This is a genomic window from Pontibacter sp. BAB1700 (assembly GCF_000277005.1).
In the GTDB taxonomy this organism is placed as follows: domain Bacteria; phylum Bacteroidota; class Bacteroidia; order Cytophagales; family Hymenobacteraceae; genus Pontibacter; species Pontibacter lucknowensis.
On the sequence record NZ_AKIS01000007.1, the window covers coordinates 1 to 16,531 of the forward strand.

General features: G+C 51.0%; 16 protein-coding genes and 1 pseudogene. 14 read left to right on the top strand and 3 right to left on the bottom strand.

The window, feature by feature from the left end:
- Positions 1 to 296 precede the first annotated feature (296 nt).
- From O71_RS00970 to O71_RS24195, 3 genes and pseudogenes are all read left to right on the top strand, one after another.
- Positions 297 to 761 carry a hypothetical protein gene (locus O71_RS00970; RefSeq protein WP_007652330.1) on the top strand — a complete coding sequence of 155 codons (465 nt, stop codon included), beginning with the start codon at positions 297 to 299 and terminating at the stop codon, positions 759 to 761.
- 111 nt (positions 762 to 872) lie between these two features.
- Positions 873 to 1,864 (top strand): annotated as a pseudogene (locus tag O71_RS00975) (AAA family ATPase).
- A gap of 263 nt (positions 1,865 to 2,127) precedes the next feature.
- A complete protein-coding gene (locus O71_RS24195) occupies positions 2,128 to 2,310 on the top strand; it encodes a hypothetical protein (RefSeq protein ID WP_007652341.1) in 183 nt (60 codons plus the stop codon).
- Between the two features lie 198 nt (positions 2,311 to 2,508).
- Here the strand turns inward: O71_RS24195 and O71_RS00985 are convergent, their stop codons facing one another.
- Genes O71_RS00985 through O71_RS00995 form a run of 3 tightly spaced genes read right to left on the bottom strand, consistent with a single transcriptional unit; the run spans position 2,509 to position 6,710 of the window.
- Positions 2,509 to 3,861, bottom strand: a complete 1,353-nt coding sequence (locus O71_RS00985) for a hypothetical protein (RefSeq protein WP_007652343.1) — start codon at positions 3,859 to 3,861, stop codon at positions 2,509 to 2,511.
- A 51-nt stretch (positions 3,862 to 3,912) separates the two neighbouring features.
- A complete protein-coding gene (locus O71_RS00990; RefSeq protein ID WP_040573391.1) occupies positions 3,913 to 6,342 on the bottom strand; it encodes a TonB-dependent receptor domain-containing protein in 2,430 nt (809 codons plus the stop codon).
- On the bottom strand, positions 6,342 to 6,710 hold the full coding sequence (locus tag O71_RS00995; protein WP_040573392.1) for a carboxypeptidase-like regulatory domain-containing protein: 369 nt from the start codon (positions 6,708 to 6,710) through the stop codon (positions 6,342 to 6,344). The genes O71_RS00990 and O71_RS00995 overlap by 1 nt, the downstream gene beginning before the upstream one ends.
- A gap of 520 nt (positions 6,711 to 7,230) precedes the next feature.
- Here O71_RS00995 and O71_RS01000 point away from each other — a divergent pair.
- The 11 genes from O71_RS01000 to O71_RS01045 all read left to right on the top strand — a co-directional run bounded on the left by O71_RS01000 (position 7,231) and on the right by O71_RS01045 (position 16,453).
- On the top strand, positions 7,231 to 8,523 hold the full coding sequence (locus O71_RS01000) for a porin (RefSeq protein WP_007652349.1): 1,293 nt from the start codon (positions 7,231 to 7,233) through the stop codon (positions 8,521 to 8,523).
- Positions 8,524 to 8,816: 293 nt separating this feature from the next.
- Positions 8,817 to 10,004 (top strand): porin, encoded by a 1,188-nt coding sequence (locus O71_RS01005; protein ID WP_007652350.1) that lies wholly within the window; start codon positions 8,817 to 8,819, stop codon positions 10,002 to 10,004.
- A 95-nt stretch (positions 10,005 to 10,099) separates the two neighbouring features.
- Entirely contained in the window at positions 10,100 to 10,813 is a 714-nt protein-coding gene (locus tag O71_RS01010) for a phosphate ABC transporter substrate-binding protein PstS family protein (RefSeq protein WP_237717648.1), read from the top strand.
- Positions 10,814 to 10,866: 53 nt separating this feature from the next.
- Positions 10,867 to 11,097 carry a hypothetical protein gene (locus O71_RS24905; protein ID WP_237717649.1) on the top strand — a complete coding sequence of 77 codons (231 nt, stop codon included), beginning with the start codon at positions 10,867 to 10,869 and terminating at the stop codon, positions 11,095 to 11,097.
- 72 nt (positions 11,098 to 11,169) lie between these two features.
- A complete protein-coding gene (gene pstC / locus O71_RS01015) occupies positions 11,170 to 12,045 on the top strand; it encodes a phosphate ABC transporter permease subunit PstC (protein ID WP_007652352.1) in 876 nt (291 codons plus the stop codon).
- Positions 12,038 to 12,895, top strand: coding sequence for a phosphate ABC transporter permease PstA (pstA, locus tag O71_RS01020; RefSeq protein WP_007652353.1), 858 nt, complete (start codon positions 12,038 to 12,040; stop codon positions 12,893 to 12,895). Before pstC ends, pstA begins: the two co-directional genes overlap by 8 nt.
- A gap of 10 nt (positions 12,896 to 12,905) precedes the next feature.
- Entirely contained in the window at positions 12,906 to 13,670 is a 765-nt protein-coding gene (pstB, locus tag O71_RS01025) for a phosphate ABC transporter ATP-binding protein PstB (protein ID WP_007652354.1), read from the top strand.
- A 60-nt stretch (positions 13,671 to 13,730) separates the two neighbouring features.
- Positions 13,731 to 14,405 carry a phosphate signaling complex protein PhoU gene (gene phoU, locus O71_RS01030; RefSeq protein ID WP_007652355.1) on the top strand — a complete coding sequence of 225 codons (675 nt, stop codon included), beginning with the start codon at positions 13,731 to 13,733 and terminating at the stop codon, positions 14,403 to 14,405.
- Between the two features lie 293 nt (positions 14,406 to 14,698).
- Positions 14,699 to 15,340, top strand: coding sequence for a heme exporter protein CcmB (locus tag O71_RS01035; protein ID WP_007652356.1), 642 nt, complete (start codon positions 14,699 to 14,701; stop codon positions 15,338 to 15,340).
- 185 nt (positions 15,341 to 15,525) lie between these two features.
- Positions 15,526 to 16,191 carry a cytochrome c biogenesis protein gene (locus tag O71_RS01040; protein WP_007652357.1) on the top strand — a complete coding sequence of 222 codons (666 nt, stop codon included), beginning with the start codon at positions 15,526 to 15,528 and terminating at the stop codon, positions 16,189 to 16,191.
- A complete protein-coding gene (locus O71_RS01045; protein ID WP_234986277.1) occupies positions 16,178 to 16,453 on the top strand; it encodes a CcmD family protein in 276 nt (91 codons plus the stop codon). The genes O71_RS01040 and O71_RS01045 overlap by 14 nt, the downstream gene beginning before the upstream one ends.
- The last annotated feature ends 78 nt before the right edge of the window (positions 16,454 to 16,531 follow it).

The window sequence follows — 16,531 nt, forward strand, 5'->3', positions numbered from 1 at the left end:
TTATTTTTAATTTTTATTACAAATCACTCAAATGGGCAAACTTTTTGCAGACTAATTTACAATCCTAAAAAGTTACTTGCCGTAGGTATAGTACCACTGGGGTGAAATTATAATAAAACCTATACAGAGCTAATTGGCTTCGTATAAGATTTATTATTTATTTAACTTTGTTCCGGACTTGCATGCAACCCTTTGGTGCTTCCGGGAATCCTGGGTATAGATAACACCAATTTTTAGCTGTGATACACTCGCTACGACTCAACACGAAAATAAACAAACTTAATGCTCCATCAGGAATGGCAGTAACACGACTTCTTGGTGGAGAAAGGCACCTTATCCAAACGGTGGATAAGAAGCTGACGCTTACCACACACCGCGTTATTCTGCGGCAGAACAACTGGCTTTTCAGAAGCTACCAGTCCGTTATGCTCGAAGATATCACTTCGTGGCAAATTAAAGCCACAGGCAAATCCCTATACCTTGCTTTTAGCGTCGTTTCGGCTTTTTTCGTTTATTTTAACGATGCCTTTGCCCTGCTGAGCGGCTTTTTCCTAATGCTGTACCTGATGACGCGACAGCACCGCATCCACATCGAGTCACCTCATACCACTATGATTTTGCCGATCGAAGATGTAGAGGAAAACAGGCTCAACAGCATGATAGAATTGGTAAGACAAGCCAAGCGAGAGCGCATGGAAGCATTGAAGCAACAGGCCAGTAACTCCATCATATTTGAGACAGAACATAAAAGGAGCGCCTAGGGCGCTCTTTTCTTTTAGCCCTCCCTATACCATGGCGGCATAGCCACAAGCATTTAATTGCGCCCCTCCCTTAGAATCACTATATTTAGGGCCTTTAAATGCCATTGAGCTATGCCAGCAGACGAATTAGTATATCCGGACCAGGTGAAAGACCACCAGCAGAAGATAAAGCAGGTTTTTCAGGAAGTGGGGAAAGTAGTAGTGGGACAGTCCTATATGGTGAACCGCCTTTTGATCGGTCTTTTTACCGGAGGCCACATCCTGCTGGAAGGCGTGCCAGGCCTGGCCAAAACCCTTACCATTAACTCACTGGCCCGCGCCCTACGCCTCGACTTTCAGCGTATTCAGTTCACACCGGACCTCCTGCCTGCCGACCTGATCGGCACTATGATCTATAACCAGAATGCCTCCCAGTTTGAGGTAAAGAAGGGCCCTATCTTCGCCAACCTGATTCTGGCTGATGAAGTGAACCGCTCCCCTGCCAAGGTGCAGTCGGCGCTGCTGGAGGCCATGCAGGAGAAACAGGTAACGATCGGCGAGACTACCTATAAGTTGGATCTTCCTTTCCTGGTACTGGCCACGCAGAACCCGGTGGAGCACGAAGGCACTTACCGCTGCCGGAGGCGCAGGTCGACCGCTTCATGATGAAGGTATACATCGACTACCCGAAGAAAGCAGACGAACTGGAAATCATGCGCCGCATGGCCAACATGGCTTTCAATGACAATGTGAATAAGGTCCTTTCCAAGGAAGACATCTTCGCCATCCGCAGTGAGATCAACCAGGTGCAGATATCAGAGACGCTCGAGAAGTATATCATCGAACTGGTGTTTGCGACCCGCCGCCCTGCTGAGTACGATCTGAACGAGTTTGCCGATTACATCCAGTTTGGTGTATCACCCCGTGCCAGCATCGCTCTCAACCGTGCCGCCAAAGCCATCGCCTATTTCGACGACCGCGACTATGTGCTTCCCGAGGACATCAAGGAAGTGGCTCACGACGTGATGAACCATCGCATTATCCTCAACTACGAAGCAGAGGCAGATGGCATCCGCACAAAGGATTTCATCGAGGCGATTTTAAGAAAAGTGCCGATCAGCTAAAACACAGCTATACCAGTACAACATAACAGCCCTGGCTATACTTATGGCCGGGGTTGTTTTGCTTTAGGCAAAAGCCAGGCTTTTCTACCCATCTGATTCTAGCAATCCGAAGAGTAGCGATTCCCTAAACTTACTCCTCCCAGTTGTTATACTACTGTTATCCTGAACTACCTTGTTTGCATTCGCGTAAGTTTTAAATCTGATTTGCCTGTGACAATGTGTAGCCACATCAGATTTATAATTTCGAACTTAAGGTATAAACCATGTTAAGAGGCTTATTCAAATTCTGGATGTTAAGTAAATTATTCGGTGGCCGAGGCGGTGGTGGTAGGGGCCGTGGTGGTTGTGGCGGCATCGGCTGCTTAGGTATCATTGTGCTGGCTGTGCTGGCCTACTTCCTGTTTCAGTACCTGGGCGGCGACACCAGTTCTGTTACCGATTTTTAAGGTATAGCCTACTATGCAGGTTTAGCCTGACAGGTATAGGCCAGCTATACCTGTGCTATAATTCTCCTACAGGTATAGCCATAAAAAAAGACCCGTCTCGTAAGAGCGGGTCTTGGGCGTAGTGTGGGAGACTAAGCCACACTACTATTGATTGTCGCAATTGATCTCACCCATTTTGCGCAATCAGTGCTTTTATAATTAATAAGCTGTGTTGTTCGGGTCGAAGTTCGCCCAGCCAGCAGTCCAGTCTTCTGAGCCGAAAGCACCTCTGTAAGTAACTCGCTCAAAGAAATTGTCCAGTCCGTCGAAGCTAGCGCCGCTCTGCAGGCTGTTGCCTGTGAACACCGGACGAGCAGTCTGGTTGAAGCTACCGCTGATGTTGAGTGACGCATTATCCGCCACTACGCTGTTGCCTTTGTCTGCTGCGTTGAACCAGGCCGCCACGTCAAATGTGCTGCCGCTCTCTACTGTCAGGGCATTTTGAGAACCCGAGATTACGGTGTTTTTGATAGCCAGCGTACCTGCTGTGGCATTAGCCTGTGACTTGGTACCGTCCAGCAGCAAGCCTGTCGGCCAGCCAGCGAACAATGAGTTATGTACCTGGATGTTGCTATTGCGACGGATGTGCATCCCACGCTTGAAATTGCTGTTGAACTGCGTGCTCTCTGTCGCTCTCGGCCCGAACAAGCTTACGTTAGAGAAGATCGCTGAAGTCTTCGGTGTAGCGTCAGAACCCTGGGCATCACCATCAGACTCGAAGCCGTTGGAGCCCGATACGTCGGCCATGTTCGGATCAGAGATACCGAGCAGGAACTGCAGTTTGCCTGAGTAGCCGTTGTCCGTGTCAAACATATCATCCACCGTCTTGTAAGCGATCAGGTGTTTAGCGTTTACAGAGCCGCCGAACATCTCGAAGGCATCATCACCGCAGTAAGAAACCTGCACATAGTCCACTGTAGTGCCAGCGCCAACACCACCCATTGTCAGACCGTTGATCTCGTTGTCTGGCTGGAAAGCTATACCTGGAAACTCGATACGCACATACTTCAATACACCCGAGTTGTCGTTGGCGTCTGTGCCGCCGTACTCACGGTCCACACCACCTTCGATACGGGCATTGTTACCAAGGTTCACAGGAGCCTTGCCCAGGATAATCAGGCCACCCCAGTCACCAGCGGCACGCTGCCCGGCTGGTTGAGCCGATGTAAACACAATCGGCTTCTCCTTGGTGCCTTGCGCCATGATCTTACCGCCACGCTCCACAATCAGAGTACCTTTTGAGTTTTTATCACCCATAATGATGGTACCCGGCTCGATGGTGAGCGTTGCGCCGTCTTTCACATACACAAAGCCTTTCAGCAAGTACTTTGTGCCGGCTTTCATCGTGAAGTTCTCTTCGGTAGAGCCTGAAACGGATGTCATGCCGCTCTCTTGAACCATCGTGAATTCGATGCCTTTTGGTGTTGTTTCGTCTGTGTCGTCATCCTTGTCACAGGCGAAAAGGGAAACTGAAACAACAGCAACCAGTAATAAATTAAATAGCTTTTTCATAAGTAATGAATTAAGGTATATAGGTTTGGTTTTCTATTGGGAAATCAATTTTTAAAACTTGTAGGTGGCGCCCATCGTGGCGTAGCGGCCTTTGCGGAACTCGCGGAAGGACTCGTCTATACCTGTGATTTTGGCATCGTCGTTGGAGTCCTGGATCAGGCGTGTCTTCTGGTTGAGGATGTCCTGTATACCTGCCTTCAGCTCCAGATTCTGACCGAAGGCCTTGGTCACCGAGAAGTCGATCACATTGCGGGGCAGTTCATACACGGTCGGGCGCAGGTTGCTGCCTACCGCGAAGATGCGGGTACCGATCACGTTGTAGAGCATGCTGAACTGCAACTGGCGGGCATCATCCTGATAATACAGTCCGGTGTTTACCACGTATGGTGACTGTCCCATCATGGGTCTGTCGGTGCTCTGGTTGTCGTACTTCTCGTCGAGTTGCACGCGACTCTGCACCAGCGCGGCATTCAGCACCAGCGATAGGTTGTCTACCAGTGGTGAGGCGGTCAGGCCCAGCAGCGACTTGCGCACCTCGGCTTCCAGACCATAGCTGTAGGCTTGGCGGGCATTGTCGAAAGTGATGCTGTTAGCGCCGCTCGTGTTCTGGAACACCGTCTCGATCGGCTTGTTGAAGTACTTGTAGAACACGCCCAATGACAGGATCTCTGTGGGGTTCGGGTAGAATTCGTATCGCAGATCGCCGTTGTAGATCGTGGCTGTCTCCAGGTTCGGGTTGCCCGTCACTTCCAGCAAATTGATGAAGTCATAGTAAGGGGCCGGGGCCAGCTCACGGAACTCCGGACGGTTGACGCTGATACTCGCACCAGCCCGCAGCATGGAGCGCGGATTGAAGGTATAGGTGAAGTTAGCTGCCGGAAGCACGCTTAACACCGGGTTACTTCTATTAAGGCGTGAGCCATCCAGATTCACCGAACGCAGTTCCTGTTCGTTGTACTCCACACGCACCCCACCCGATACCGACAATGCACCTGTCAGCGGCGTTACACCGCCCACATAGCCGGCCAGTAAGTTGCTCTGCGCTTCGTAGTTGTTCTGCGGATTAGCGTCTTCCTCCACTCGCCAGCCCGTCTGGCTGTTAATGTTCTCCGGTGCAAACACCTGATCATATGGCTGGAAAAGAATACTGTTGTCGAAAGAGCCGATGTTGGCAGGTATGTAAGAGAAGTAGCGGGAGTCATAGTTACGGTGCTTCCGCTCGGCGTACAGGCCCACTCTCACTTTCGGGGCATGCTCGGCAGCGGAGTCTGCCGTGCTGAAGCGGTGCTCAAACTGGGTGTTGGCCATCACCGTGTTCTCGTCGAGCTCGGAGTAGAAGCGACCGGCGTCGTTCAAACTTGGCGTGAACTTGTAAGTCATTTCGTAAGGACCTGCAGAGCCGGCATCGCGGAAGGTGCGGAAGCGGCGGTAGTCTGGTTCGTTGCGGTTGGTGTAGGCGTAACCACCTGTCCAGGTCAGGGTGCTTTTCTCGTCGTTCAGGTCGTGCGTGCCCTGCAGCTGGCCGGAGTAAATGGTACGGCTCTCGTAGCGCAGCGAGTAGTTGAGCTGCTCCTGATTGGCATTGGAGAAGTCTATACCTTCGCGACGCAGCACTTCGCTACTGCCCAGCTGGTTGAACAGGTTGCGGAACTCCAGTTTGTGGTTATTGCTGAGGCGGGCGGTCCAGTTGTGGATCACACCCAGTCGCACGTTATGCGCCGACACTTCATCGTTGAAACTAAACTGGCGCTCGCTGCGGCCCAGCTCCGGTATAAAGGAAAGGTAGGTGTCACGTGTACCGACCGTGTTAGTGCGCGTGTTGCTGTACGACACAGCCGACACGTTGCTCAGACGCACCGAGCCGATATCCAGTCTGCGGTTCACACCAAACGAAAGGCGCATGTCAGGTATAGCCGACACCAGTTCGGGTGCCCAGGAGTTTGGCAGGTCGCGGCCCAGCACACTGCGCTGCTCCTGATTCACACTATTCAGGTTGTCCGGGAAGCTCTTAGGTATAGCGCGGTAGCCGTTGTCGAAACCGAGGAAGTCCGTTTTGCTGCCGTTGTAGGTGTTGAAGTTGCGGAAAGTAGTGCCCGAGCGGTAGGAACTGGAGAAAGAAATGGAGGTCTTGTCTTCGTCCACCACGTTGCGGGTGTAGATCTTGATCACACCACCACCGAACTCACCCGGCAGTTCCGGCGATCCGTTCTTGTAGATCATGATCCGGTCGATCACACTGGTCGGCAGGATATCGAAAGAGAAGGCTTTGGCGTCGGGCTCGGTGCTGGGTGTGAGGGCATCATTCAGCATCACGGTATTATAACGCTGGTTCATGCCCCGGATCACCACGTAACGGTCGTTCATGATTGTGACGCCCGGTATACGCTTCACGGTTTCGGCGGCGTCGCGGTCCAGCGACTTGGCAATCTGTTCGCCTGACACACCACTTACCACTACTTCGCTCTGCCGCATGTTTTCCATCAGGCCAGCTCGGTGTTGGTCTGCCGCGTTCCCACGATGGTCACCGCCTGTAGCTCGGTGCTGTTCTGCTCGATCTGCACATCCAAGGTGGTGGTCTTGCCTGTTTCTATTTTGATGTTGGTATGCTCCGTAGGTTTATAAGAGAGCGACGTGATGGAGATTTGGTACAGGCCGGCCTCGAGCGGAAGGCTGTACTTACCTTCAAAATCCGTAACAGTGCCTTTGGAAGAGCCTTTGATAAAGACCACGGCACCGATGATGGCCTCGCCGTTTGATTTGTCTGTTACTTTACCTGACAGCGTACCCTGCTGGGCAAAACCGAAAACGGTGGTGGTCAGGATGGTGAGAAGTGTTAAAAGTGATTTCATTGCGCTTAACTGTATCTTAGTCTCGCTGCAAAAGTAGAGTCGGCCTTTTAAGCTAAAATTACCGCCCGGTTACTAAACTGTTAAAGATCGAGGTGCTTTGTTAAGTCACTGTTAAGTATGCGTTCAATGTTGTTTTGGCTACTCCTTATTATTGTAAAGCACGTATAATGGTAATTCTGAACAGGTATAGCCAATGGCCGTTTTTCTCCTCTGCCGTCTCTATAGTCTATATTTTCCCTTCTCTACCTATTGATGATGCGGGATCATGGCTTCCCTCCATATCAGCGCCCATACCTATGCCCAAAACAGATTTATATCTACTCAGGATTTTGGTAACATAAACTTAACATAGCCATAACAGACGAGTAACATTAGCACCCGACCTTTGCGGCGTTGAAAGTAAAACAGTACTATGAATCAAACTCATAGCTCTTTTTCAGATTCGACAGAGCCTTCCCAAAGCGAGTAGACTCCGCGGCGGAAACAGACTAAGGCTTTAGTAACCCATACTCACCCAAAGATGAAGGTAACAACCGTAACGCGTGCTATCCTCGCAGCAGGGCTAGCTACAGGCTTTTTGTTTTCAAAGGAAGTAAAGGCGCAGACCACAGATACTGCCACTGTACAAAACACGTCAGTGGTTGTGCAGCAGCCAGCCCCGGCGGCAGTGCAGGAAGCTCCTAAAAAGAAGGCTTGGTATGAAAGAATCTCACTTCGTGGCTATGCCCAGGTGCGCTACAACCGCCTGCTTGAAACCAATCCCAACCTCAAGTGCGACCAGTGCGACAAATCCCTTGGTGAGGGCGGTGGCGTGTTTTTGCGTCGTGGCCGTCTGATCTTCAGTGGTGATGTGAGTGATCGTCTCTCGATCTATATTCAGCCTGACTTCGCTTCCTCGCCTTCTTCTAACGCCCTGCACTTCCTCCAGCTCCGCGACGCCTACTTTGACGTGTCGCTCGACAAGGACAAGGTATACCGCTTCCGGGTGGGTCAAAGCAAGATTCCTTACGGCTTTGAGAACCTGCAGTCGAGCAGCAACCGCTTGGCTCTTGACCGAAACGACGGATTGAACAGTGCTATAGCCAACGAGCGTGATTTGGGTATTTTCTTTTACTGGACGCCTGAGGTAATACAGGAGCGCTTTGAGATGCTGACCAGCGCTGGCCTGAAGGGATCTGGAAACTATGGTGTATTCGGCATCGGTATCTTTAACGGCCAGACAGCCAACCGCCCTGAAGCCAACAATACGCAGCACGTGGTTACTCGCTTCTCCTACCCTTTGCTGGTAGGCAACAAACAAATTATTGAGCCCGGCATTCAGGCTTACAAAGGCAAGTACACTGTCACGCCGGACCAACTCTCGCCAGGCGTAGGTATAGCTGACAAATATCTGAAAGACGGTTTTGACGATGAGCGCATCGCAGCCACCCTGGTCGTATACCCGCAGCCATTCGGTTTTCAGGCGGAATACAACGTAGGCCGTGGTCCAGAGTTTAACCCAGAGACTAATGCCATTGAAGTAAAGAGTCTGCACGGTGGCTACGCCCAGGCCATGTACCGCAAAGAAGTCGGTTCGCAGGTAATTATCCCTTTCGTAAAGTTGCAGCACTACGAAGGAGGCAAGAAGCATGAACGCGACGCCCCCAGCTATAGCGTATATGAAACCGAGATTGGTGTAGAGTGGCTGGTGCACAAAAGCATAGAGCTGACAGCCGACTACAGCATCGGCGACCGCACCATCCGCAACGCCCAGAACTTCGACAACAGCCAGCATGGCAGCCGCCTACGACTACAGGCTCAGTTCAACTTCTAAGTTAAGGCTATACTATACCTCATGCAGCCGCCGGTTTATTGGAGCCAGCGGCTGTTACCGTTTATACCTTAGCCCCTCCATACCTCAATCCTTAACATATTCGTAATATGGCCATAACCTCAGGTAATACTAGAGGCGTTATTTTGTAGCGTGATTCAGGAACAGCATAAATGGCCTGACTAACCATGGCGAATCCTGAAAAAACAAAAACAAGGCGCGGCGTAGACTACCGCGGCTTAACCTATAAAAATTGCATGGCATTAGCTTAATTCTCACCTTAACTAATACAGCACGTGAACCACTACACCACAAGAGTGCTCTTAGCACTCTTCACCATCTGCCTCAGTACCTTCAGCACACAAGCTCAGACCATAAATAAAAGCACGTTTGGCAAAGGACTACAGTTCATTGCAGCCGACTCTTCCTTTAGTCTGCAACTTGGGGCTCGCTTCCAGCTGCAATACCAGGGCGGCTACGACCCGAATACAAAAAACTGGGAAGATCGCTTCCTTGTGCGACGGTCACGCCTCAAATTTGATGGTTTTGCCTTCTCGCCACGGCTCGTGTATAAAATAGAGCTCGGCCTAAGCAACAGCGATATCGGCAGCGATGTACCCGACGTGACCAACAATGCCGACAACATTATACTGGATGCTGTGGCCAAGTGGGCGCTCACGCCTAACCTGCGGCTGTGGGTGGGACAGACCAAACTGCCGGGTAACCGGGAACGGGTGATCTCTTCACAGAAACTTCAGTTCGTAGACCGCAGCCTGCTCAACTCCCGCTTTAACCTTGACCGTGACGCCGGCTTGCAGCTACACCACGAGCACCAACTGGGACAGGTCGTGTTGCGAGAGATCGGGTCTATCTCGATGGGTGAGGGACGTGACATCACCGTGAACAACTCAGGAGGATACGATTACACAGGTCGTGTTGAAATACTGCCCTTCGGCGAGTTTAAAGGCAACGGCGACTATGTGAGCAGCGACATCGAGCGTGAGCAAACACCTAAACTTTCGCTGGCCGCTTCCTACGACTATAATAACAACGCCGCACGCGAACAGGCACAGCTTGGCGACTTCCTGAGCGAAACACGCACCCTGCGCACCTGGTTCGTAGACGCCATGTTCAAGTACCGTGGCTTTTCGGCCATGGGTGAGTATGCCAACCGAAAAGCTCCGGGTGGACCAGTGGTACTGCGGGACGAGTTTGGTGACGTGGCAGAAACCTTTGTAACTGGCACCGCCCTAAACCTGCAGGCAGGCTATCTTATGCCGAGCAACTGGGAAGTAGCAGGCCGTTACACCGACTATAATCCGACAGCCGAAACAGGACTGCGAAATCAGGAGCAGTATACACTGGGTGTGTCCAGGTACATTGTGGGGCACTCGCTCAAGGTACAGAGTGACGTAACATTCACACAGGAAGCAGAACGCGAAGACCAAACTCAGTTCAGGCTGCAAATGGAATTAGCTTTCTAAACAACTACCTGATTACCAAAACAGTATATCCGCATAACATAGTACAATTCAACATAAACCGATCACACTCATCTTATAAACCAAAATCGAATTGTATGCTACAACTTAGCTTCTCCCGATTAAAATTCAGCGCAGCAACACTACTATGCGCTTCGCTTGTGATGACCTCTTGCGGCGGCAATGGCCAGGAAGGAAATAGCGACCTGACGGGCTCTATCCAGATCGACGGCTCATCGACAGTGTACCCTGTGACAGAAGCAGTGGCCGAAGAATACCGTGCCGAGGCTCCTGACGTGAAAGTAACCGTAGGTGTGTCGGGCACAGGCGGCGGCATGAAGAAATTCACCCGTGGCGAGATTGACATCGTGAACGCTTCCCGCGCCATGAACGCTTCCGAAGAGCAAACTGCAAGCGAAAACGGCATCTCGTTTGTGCAGCTTTCGGTGGCCTACGACGGTCTTACGGTGGTCGTGCACCCATCCAATGATTGGGCACAGGACATCACTGTGGCTGAACTGAAGAAAATCTGGGAGCCTGAAGCACAGGGCACAATCAAGCGCTGGAACCAGATTCGCCCGGAATGGCCTGATCAGGAGATTCACCTCTATGGGGCAGGCGTAGAGTCAGGCACCTACGACTACTTTACCGAAGCCATTGTGGGCAAGAGCCACTCCAGCCGCGGTGACTATACCGCCAGCGAAGATGATAATGTGCTGGTGCAGGGCGTATCGACTGACCCGCTGGCACTGGGCTTCTTTGGCTATGCTACTACGAAGAGAACAAGAGCAAGCTTAAGGCTATACCTGTAAACGACGAAGACGACAGCAACGGTGCAGGCGCCATTCTGCCATCGCTGGAGACTGTGAAAGACGGTTCTTACGCGCCGCTTTCCCGTCCGCTGTTCCTGTACGTTAGCTCCAAGGCCATCGACAAACCGGAAGTAGTGGACTTCATCAATTTCTACCTCGACAACGCGGGTGAACTGGCGCAGGAAGTAGGTTACATCGCCCTGCCAGACAACATCTACAACGAGCAAAAACAGAAGTTCGAGCAGTTTGTAGAGGGTGCCGCCACTGCCACCAACCAGCAATAATTCCCTGAAATACACAGCACAGGTATAGCCTGCGGAGACAAAGGCTATACCTGTGCTAAAATCATAAGCACCTTGAGAGTACAGGAGAAAATAATCGAAGGCTTGCTGTGGCTGTCGGCCGCCATCACCATCCTGATCACGGTCAGCATTATCTGGGTATTGCTCTCGGAATCGGTGCTGTTTTTCAGCGAAGTGTCCATTGTGCGCTTCCTGACAGAGAAAGAATGGACGCCGCTTTTCGCTGAGAAAAAGTTCGGGATTATGCCCCTTGTGGCGGGCACTTTTCTGACTACAGTCATAGCCATTGCGGTGGCGCTGCCCATTGGCCTCACCATCGCCATTTACCTGAACGAGTATGCCAATGCCCGTTTCAAAACCTTCATCAAACCGCTGCTCGAAGTACTGGCCACTATACCTACCGTAGTATATGGTTTCTTCGCCCTGACCGTGGTAACGCCTTTTCTGCAATCGTTTATACCCGGGCTGGCTGGTTTCAACGCTCTGTCGGCAGGTATCGTCATGGGCATTATGATCATTCCGATGATTTCCTCGCTAAGCGAAGACGCCATTAGTGCCGTGCCCCGCTCTTTGTGCGAAGCCGCCTATGGCATGGGCTCTACCCGACTGCAGACCGCCTTTGGGGTCATGGTACCCGCCGCTTCGTCAGGTATACTGGTGTCAGTGATTCTGGCTATATCCAGAGCAGTGGGCGAGACTATGATCGTGGCCATTGCGGCAGGTCAGCAACCGCGCCTCACACTCAATCCGCTGGTACCCATCGAGACGATTACGACTTACATTGTCCAGGTGAGTCTGGGCGACGTGCCGCACGGTTCGCTGGAGTACCGCACCATTTTCGCAGCAGGTATGACGCTGTTTGTGTTCACATTTCTGCTGAACAACCTCAGCTTCTGGATCAAAAAGAAATACCAGGAAAAGTATGACTAACTCCGAGAAAAACCGCCTCAAAGACAAGGCCTTTCAGGTGTTCGGCATCTTCTGTACGTTCATCGGGCTGGTGGTGCTGGCCATCTTCCTGATCGACATCGTGATTGAAGGTATAGGCCGCATTGACTGGGACTTCCTGACCAGCCTGCCGTCGCGTCGCGCTGCCCGTGCAGGTATACTCACCGCCTGGGCAGGCACCATTTGGATTCTGGTGCTGTCCGCTCTGATTGCTTTCCCCTTAGGTATAGCCGCTGGCGTATACCTGGAAGAATATGCTAAAAAGACGAAGCTTTCGAATTTCCTGGAAATCAACATCGCCAACCTCGCGGGTGTGCCGTCCATTATTTATGGTCTGCTGGGCCTGGAGCTTTTTGTACGCATCATGAACTTGGGTGGCATTTTGCTGGCAGGAGCCCTCACGCTTTCGCTGCTGATTCTCCCTATCATCATCGTGACAACCCGGGAAGCCATTAAGGCCGTGCCCCGCACCATCCGCGACGGCTCTTTTGCGCTGGGCGCTTCCAAGTGGCAAACAGTATGGTATCAGGTGCTGCCCGCTTCGTTTGGCGGTATTCTCACCGGGGTGATTCTGGCACTCTCGCGTGCAGTGGGCGAGGCGGCTCCGCTTATCGTGATCGGGGCCTTGGCTTACGTGCCTTTCGTGCCGAGTTCGCCAATGGACGAGTTTACCGTATTGCCTATCCAGATCTTCAACTGGACTTCTCGCCCACAGGCAGCCTTTTTGACCAATGCGGCGGCGGCCATTATCATTCTCCTATTGATTACCTTTTTGCTTAACGGCATTGCGGTATACCTGCGCCACCGTCAGCAAAAGAAAATAAAATGGTAAGTTTTCACCCATGAACATAAAACACAGCAAGTTAGAAGCCATTAACCTCGACGCTTACTACGGCGACTTCCATGCGCTCAAAAGTATCAACATTGCCATGGAAGAGAAGGCTGTGACCGCCTTCATCGGACCGTCTGGCTGCGGCAAATCCACTTTTCTGCGCACCTTCAACCGCATGAACGACTACATTGACGGCTTCCGCATAGAAGGGCAGATTTTGCTGGACGGCAGAGATATTTATACCGATGATGTTCGGGTAGACGAGCTCCGCAAAGAAGTGGGCATGGTATTCCAGAAACCCAACCCTTTCCCTAAAACCATTTATGAAAATGTGGTTTACGGTCTAAGAATTCAGGGTATTAAGGACAAGAAGATCCTGCAGGAAACCTGCGAGAAATCTTTGCAACAAGCAGCCCTGTGGAACGAGGTAAAAGACAAGCTCGACAAATCGGCACTGGCGCTTTCAGGGGGCCAGCAACAGCGTTTGTGTATCGCCCGCGCCCTGGCCATACAGCCCTCGGTGATCCTGATGGACGAGCCCGCCTCCGCCCTCGACCCGATTTCTACAGCTAAAATCGAGGACCTGATCTATGAGCTGAAGAAAGATTATACGATTGTAATCGTAACCCACAACATGCAGCAGGCTGGCCGCGTGAGTGATCATACAGCTTTCTTTTACATGGGTGAGTTGGTGGAGTACGCCAAAACCAAAACCATGTTCACGAGTCCGAAAGACACCCGCACGCAGAACTACATTACGGGCCGCTTCGGTTAAGCATTCCTATACCTGATTCACGTATAAAAATTAGTCTCACTCAAAATAAATGATACACGAATGCCTCATATAGATGTAGAACTCGAACGCCTGCGGGAAAAATTGCTGGAGATGTGGGACTTGGTGGAGCACCAGCTAACCAGCGGGCGCGAAGCCGTGATGAACGCCGACCATGAACTGTCGCAGCGCATTATCAAGCTTGAGCGCAAAGTCAACAGCTTCGACCTCAAGATCGACCGCATGTGCGAGAACTTCTTTGCCTTGTTCACACCCGTAGCCGTGGACCTGCGCACTGTGCTGGCCATCCTCAAAATTAACACCAACCTGGAGCGCATAGGCGACACCGCTGAAGGGATGGCCCGCTTCGCCTGCAAACTCGACCGCCCCTTCGACCCTGAATTGGTAGAGCTAACGAATGTGATGGTGATGTATGACGAAGCCTTAGTGATGTTCAATGAGTGCCGTACCGCCTTCAAGAGCGAGGATCCCAAACTGGCTAAGCAAATCATCAAGCGGGACAAGGCCTTGAACAAAATCTACCGCAAATCCGACGTGGTAATCGGCAAATACCTACAAAATAACCCCGACCGGATTCCCGAAGGCCTTGCCCTCCTCTCCATCATTAAAAAGCTTGAAAGAGTAGGCGACCAGGTAACCAACATGGCTGAGGAAATCATCTTTTACCGTGAAGCGAAGGTAGTGAAGCACCGTAAAAAGAAGAAAAAGAAGGAGTAGTTGAATTGATAAATTGTTGATTACTTAATTGTTGTTTTGTGGGAATAATTATCTCCTGAAACGAACAGCCTGAATTCAATCTCTTTCTGTCATTTCGACCTACGGGGGAAATCTGGATTGGCAAACTTAATACCCCAGATTTCTCACTAGTGTTCGAAATGACATAGCATAAATACTTTTCCTGCTCCAGCCCGCTATACCTATACCCCACCCCCACTTTAGCAATTATACAATTTGTGTCGTACCTTTGCGCAAAATTACGAAAGGTGCTGTTCAAAGAAGTCATATACTTAATGCAGAAGGATTTCCTGCTGGAGTGGCGGCAGAAGTATGCTTTCAACGGCATGCTCCTCTACGTCAGCAGCACGGTGTTCGTCTGCTACCTCAGCTTCGGGCTTCGCTCGAATGCGCTGCAAGTGCCCGTTTGGAACGCCCTGTTCTGGATTATTATGCTCTTCACGTCGGTTAACGCCATTGCCAAGAGCTTTATGCAGGAGAACCGCGGCCGGTTGCTCTATTTCTATTCTATTGTAAGTCCGCAGGGTATCATTCTGGCCAAAATCCTTTACAACGCCTGCCTCATGCTGGTACTGGCGCTGATCTGCTTTGTATTCTACGCCTTTGTGTTAGGCAACCCTGTGGAGGACATCCCGATGTTTTTGCTGAGTATTCTGCTTGGCGCCATCGGTTTTGCTACCTCACTAACCATGATTTCAGGTATAGCCTCAAAGGCTGCCAACAGTAGTACGCTCATGGCCGTGCTTAGCTTCCCTGTAATAGTGCCGATGCTCTTGATGCTGATAAAAATGTCCAAAAACGCCATGGATGGGCTGGAGCGGGCTGCCAGCCTCGACGAACTACTTACTTTGCTTGCCATAAACATGATCGTTGTCACTGTTTCTTATATTTTGTTCCCGTACCTTTGGCGTTCGTAAGGCATGGCTTTGACAAGCGCGGTACAGCCAACCCAAAACAAAGCACAAGTAGCTGATTAAACGAAAATTAACAGACAGTTTGGGCGAAACTTTGCGACAAATCAGGCCACAGAACTGTTAGAAATAAAAAGTAAGATGGGATAAGGCGCAGGCCTGCTTCCATCATCAACAAGAGAAGAAGGAACATGAAGAAGAACTGGTGGAAAATACTGACCGTGCTGCTGCTGGTGTTTACCGTGGCGGTAGGTATGCTGTCGGATGTTCCCCGATTGGCTATCCTGAACGAGACTATCCGAAACCTGTACTTCCACGTGCCGATGTGGTTCGGGATGATTCTAATTCTGCTGGTGTCGGTAGTGTACTCTATTAAATACCTGCGCAAGCCGAGCATCAAAAACGACATCATCGCGCACGAAGCCGCTAAAGTAGGCATTCTGTTCGGTGTGCTTGGCATCGTGACAGGTATGGAATGGGCCAAGTTTACGTGGGGCGAGTACTGGAGCAACGACCCAAAACAGAACGGTGCGGCTATTGGCTTGCTGATTTACTTTGCCTACCTCGTGCTGCGCAGCTCTTTTGCCGAGCAACAGCAACGTGCCCGTATCAGCGCCGTGTACAACATCTTTGCATTCGCAGCCCTTATCCCTTTGCTGTTCATCCTGCCCCGCCTGACTGATTCGCTTCACCCAGGCAATGGTGGCAACCCTGGCTTTAACGCTTACGACCTGGATAGTAGCCTTCGACTGGTGTTCTACCCTGCTGTGCTGGGTTGGACGCTACTAGGCATCTGGATCGTAAACGTCAAATCAAGATTCGAATTACTGAGACAACGATTATATGAAAATGTTTAGAATACTGGCCATTTGCTGCTTTATGCTGGGTATGCTGCTGGCCTTTGAACCAGCCATAGCCCAAGACCAGATGGTGGAGTTCTCGTCGGCTCCGCAGCAAAACATCGAAATGGCCGACACCCTGCGTCAGGACGGTAAGATTTACGTAGTGGTAGCCGTGTTGCTTACTGTGTTAGCTGGCGTGTTGTTCTACCTGATTGCCCTCGACCGTAAAGTAGGCCGTCTGGAAAAACAGCTGAAAGACGAATACGTGAACCGCTAATTTCTTTTTGCCCGACAAGAGCAAAAAATGATAAATATCCCTATTTGCGATGGATTTAAAACGTCTTATCGTATGTTA

Bases quoted from the DNA above. Each gene is read 5' to 3' on its own strand.
- O71_RS00970 (WP_007652330.1), top strand. From the start codon at position 297: ATGGCAGTAACACGACTTCTTGGTGGAGAAAGGCACCTTATCCAAACG.
- O71_RS01035 (WP_007652356.1), top strand. From the start codon at position 14,699: ATGCAGAAGGATTTCCTGCTGGAGTGGCGGCAGAAGTATGCTTTCAAC.
- O71_RS24195 (WP_007652341.1), top strand. From the start codon at position 2,128: ATGTTAAGAGGCTTATTCAAATTCTGGATGTTAAGTAAATTATTCGGT.
- O71_RS00995 (WP_040573392.1), bottom strand. From the start codon at position 6,710: ATGAAATCACTTTTAACACTTCTCACCATCCTGACCACCACCGTTTTC.
- O71_RS00990 (WP_040573391.1), bottom strand. From the start codon at position 6,342: ATGGAAAACATGCGGCAGAGCGAAGTAGTGGTAAGTGGTGTGTCAGGC.
- phoU (WP_007652355.1), top strand. From the start codon at position 13,731: ATGCCTCATATAGATGTAGAACTCGAACGCCTGCGGGAAAAATTGCTG.
- O71_RS00985 (WP_007652343.1), bottom strand. From the start codon at position 3,861: ATGAAAAAGCTATTTAATTTATTACTGGTTGCTGTTGTTTCAGTTTCC.
- O71_RS01045 (WP_234986277.1), top strand. From the start codon at position 16,178: ATGAAAATGTTTAGAATACTGGCCATTTGCTGCTTTATGCTGGGTATG.
- O71_RS01000 (WP_007652349.1), top strand. From the start codon at position 7,231: ATGAAGGTAACAACCGTAACGCGTGCTATCCTCGCAGCAGGGCTAGCT.
- O71_RS01040 (WP_007652357.1), top strand. From the start codon at position 15,526: ATGAAGAAGAACTGGTGGAAAATACTGACCGTGCTGCTGCTGGTGTTT.
- O71_RS01010 (WP_237717648.1), top strand. From the start codon at position 10,100: ATGCTACAACTTAGCTTCTCCCGATTAAAATTCAGCGCAGCAACACTA.
- pstB (WP_007652354.1), top strand. From the start codon at position 12,906: ATGAACATAAAACACAGCAAGTTAGAAGCCATTAACCTCGACGCTTAC.
- pstA (WP_007652353.1), top strand. From the start codon at position 12,038: ATGACTAACTCCGAGAAAAACCGCCTCAAAGACAAGGCCTTTCAGGTG.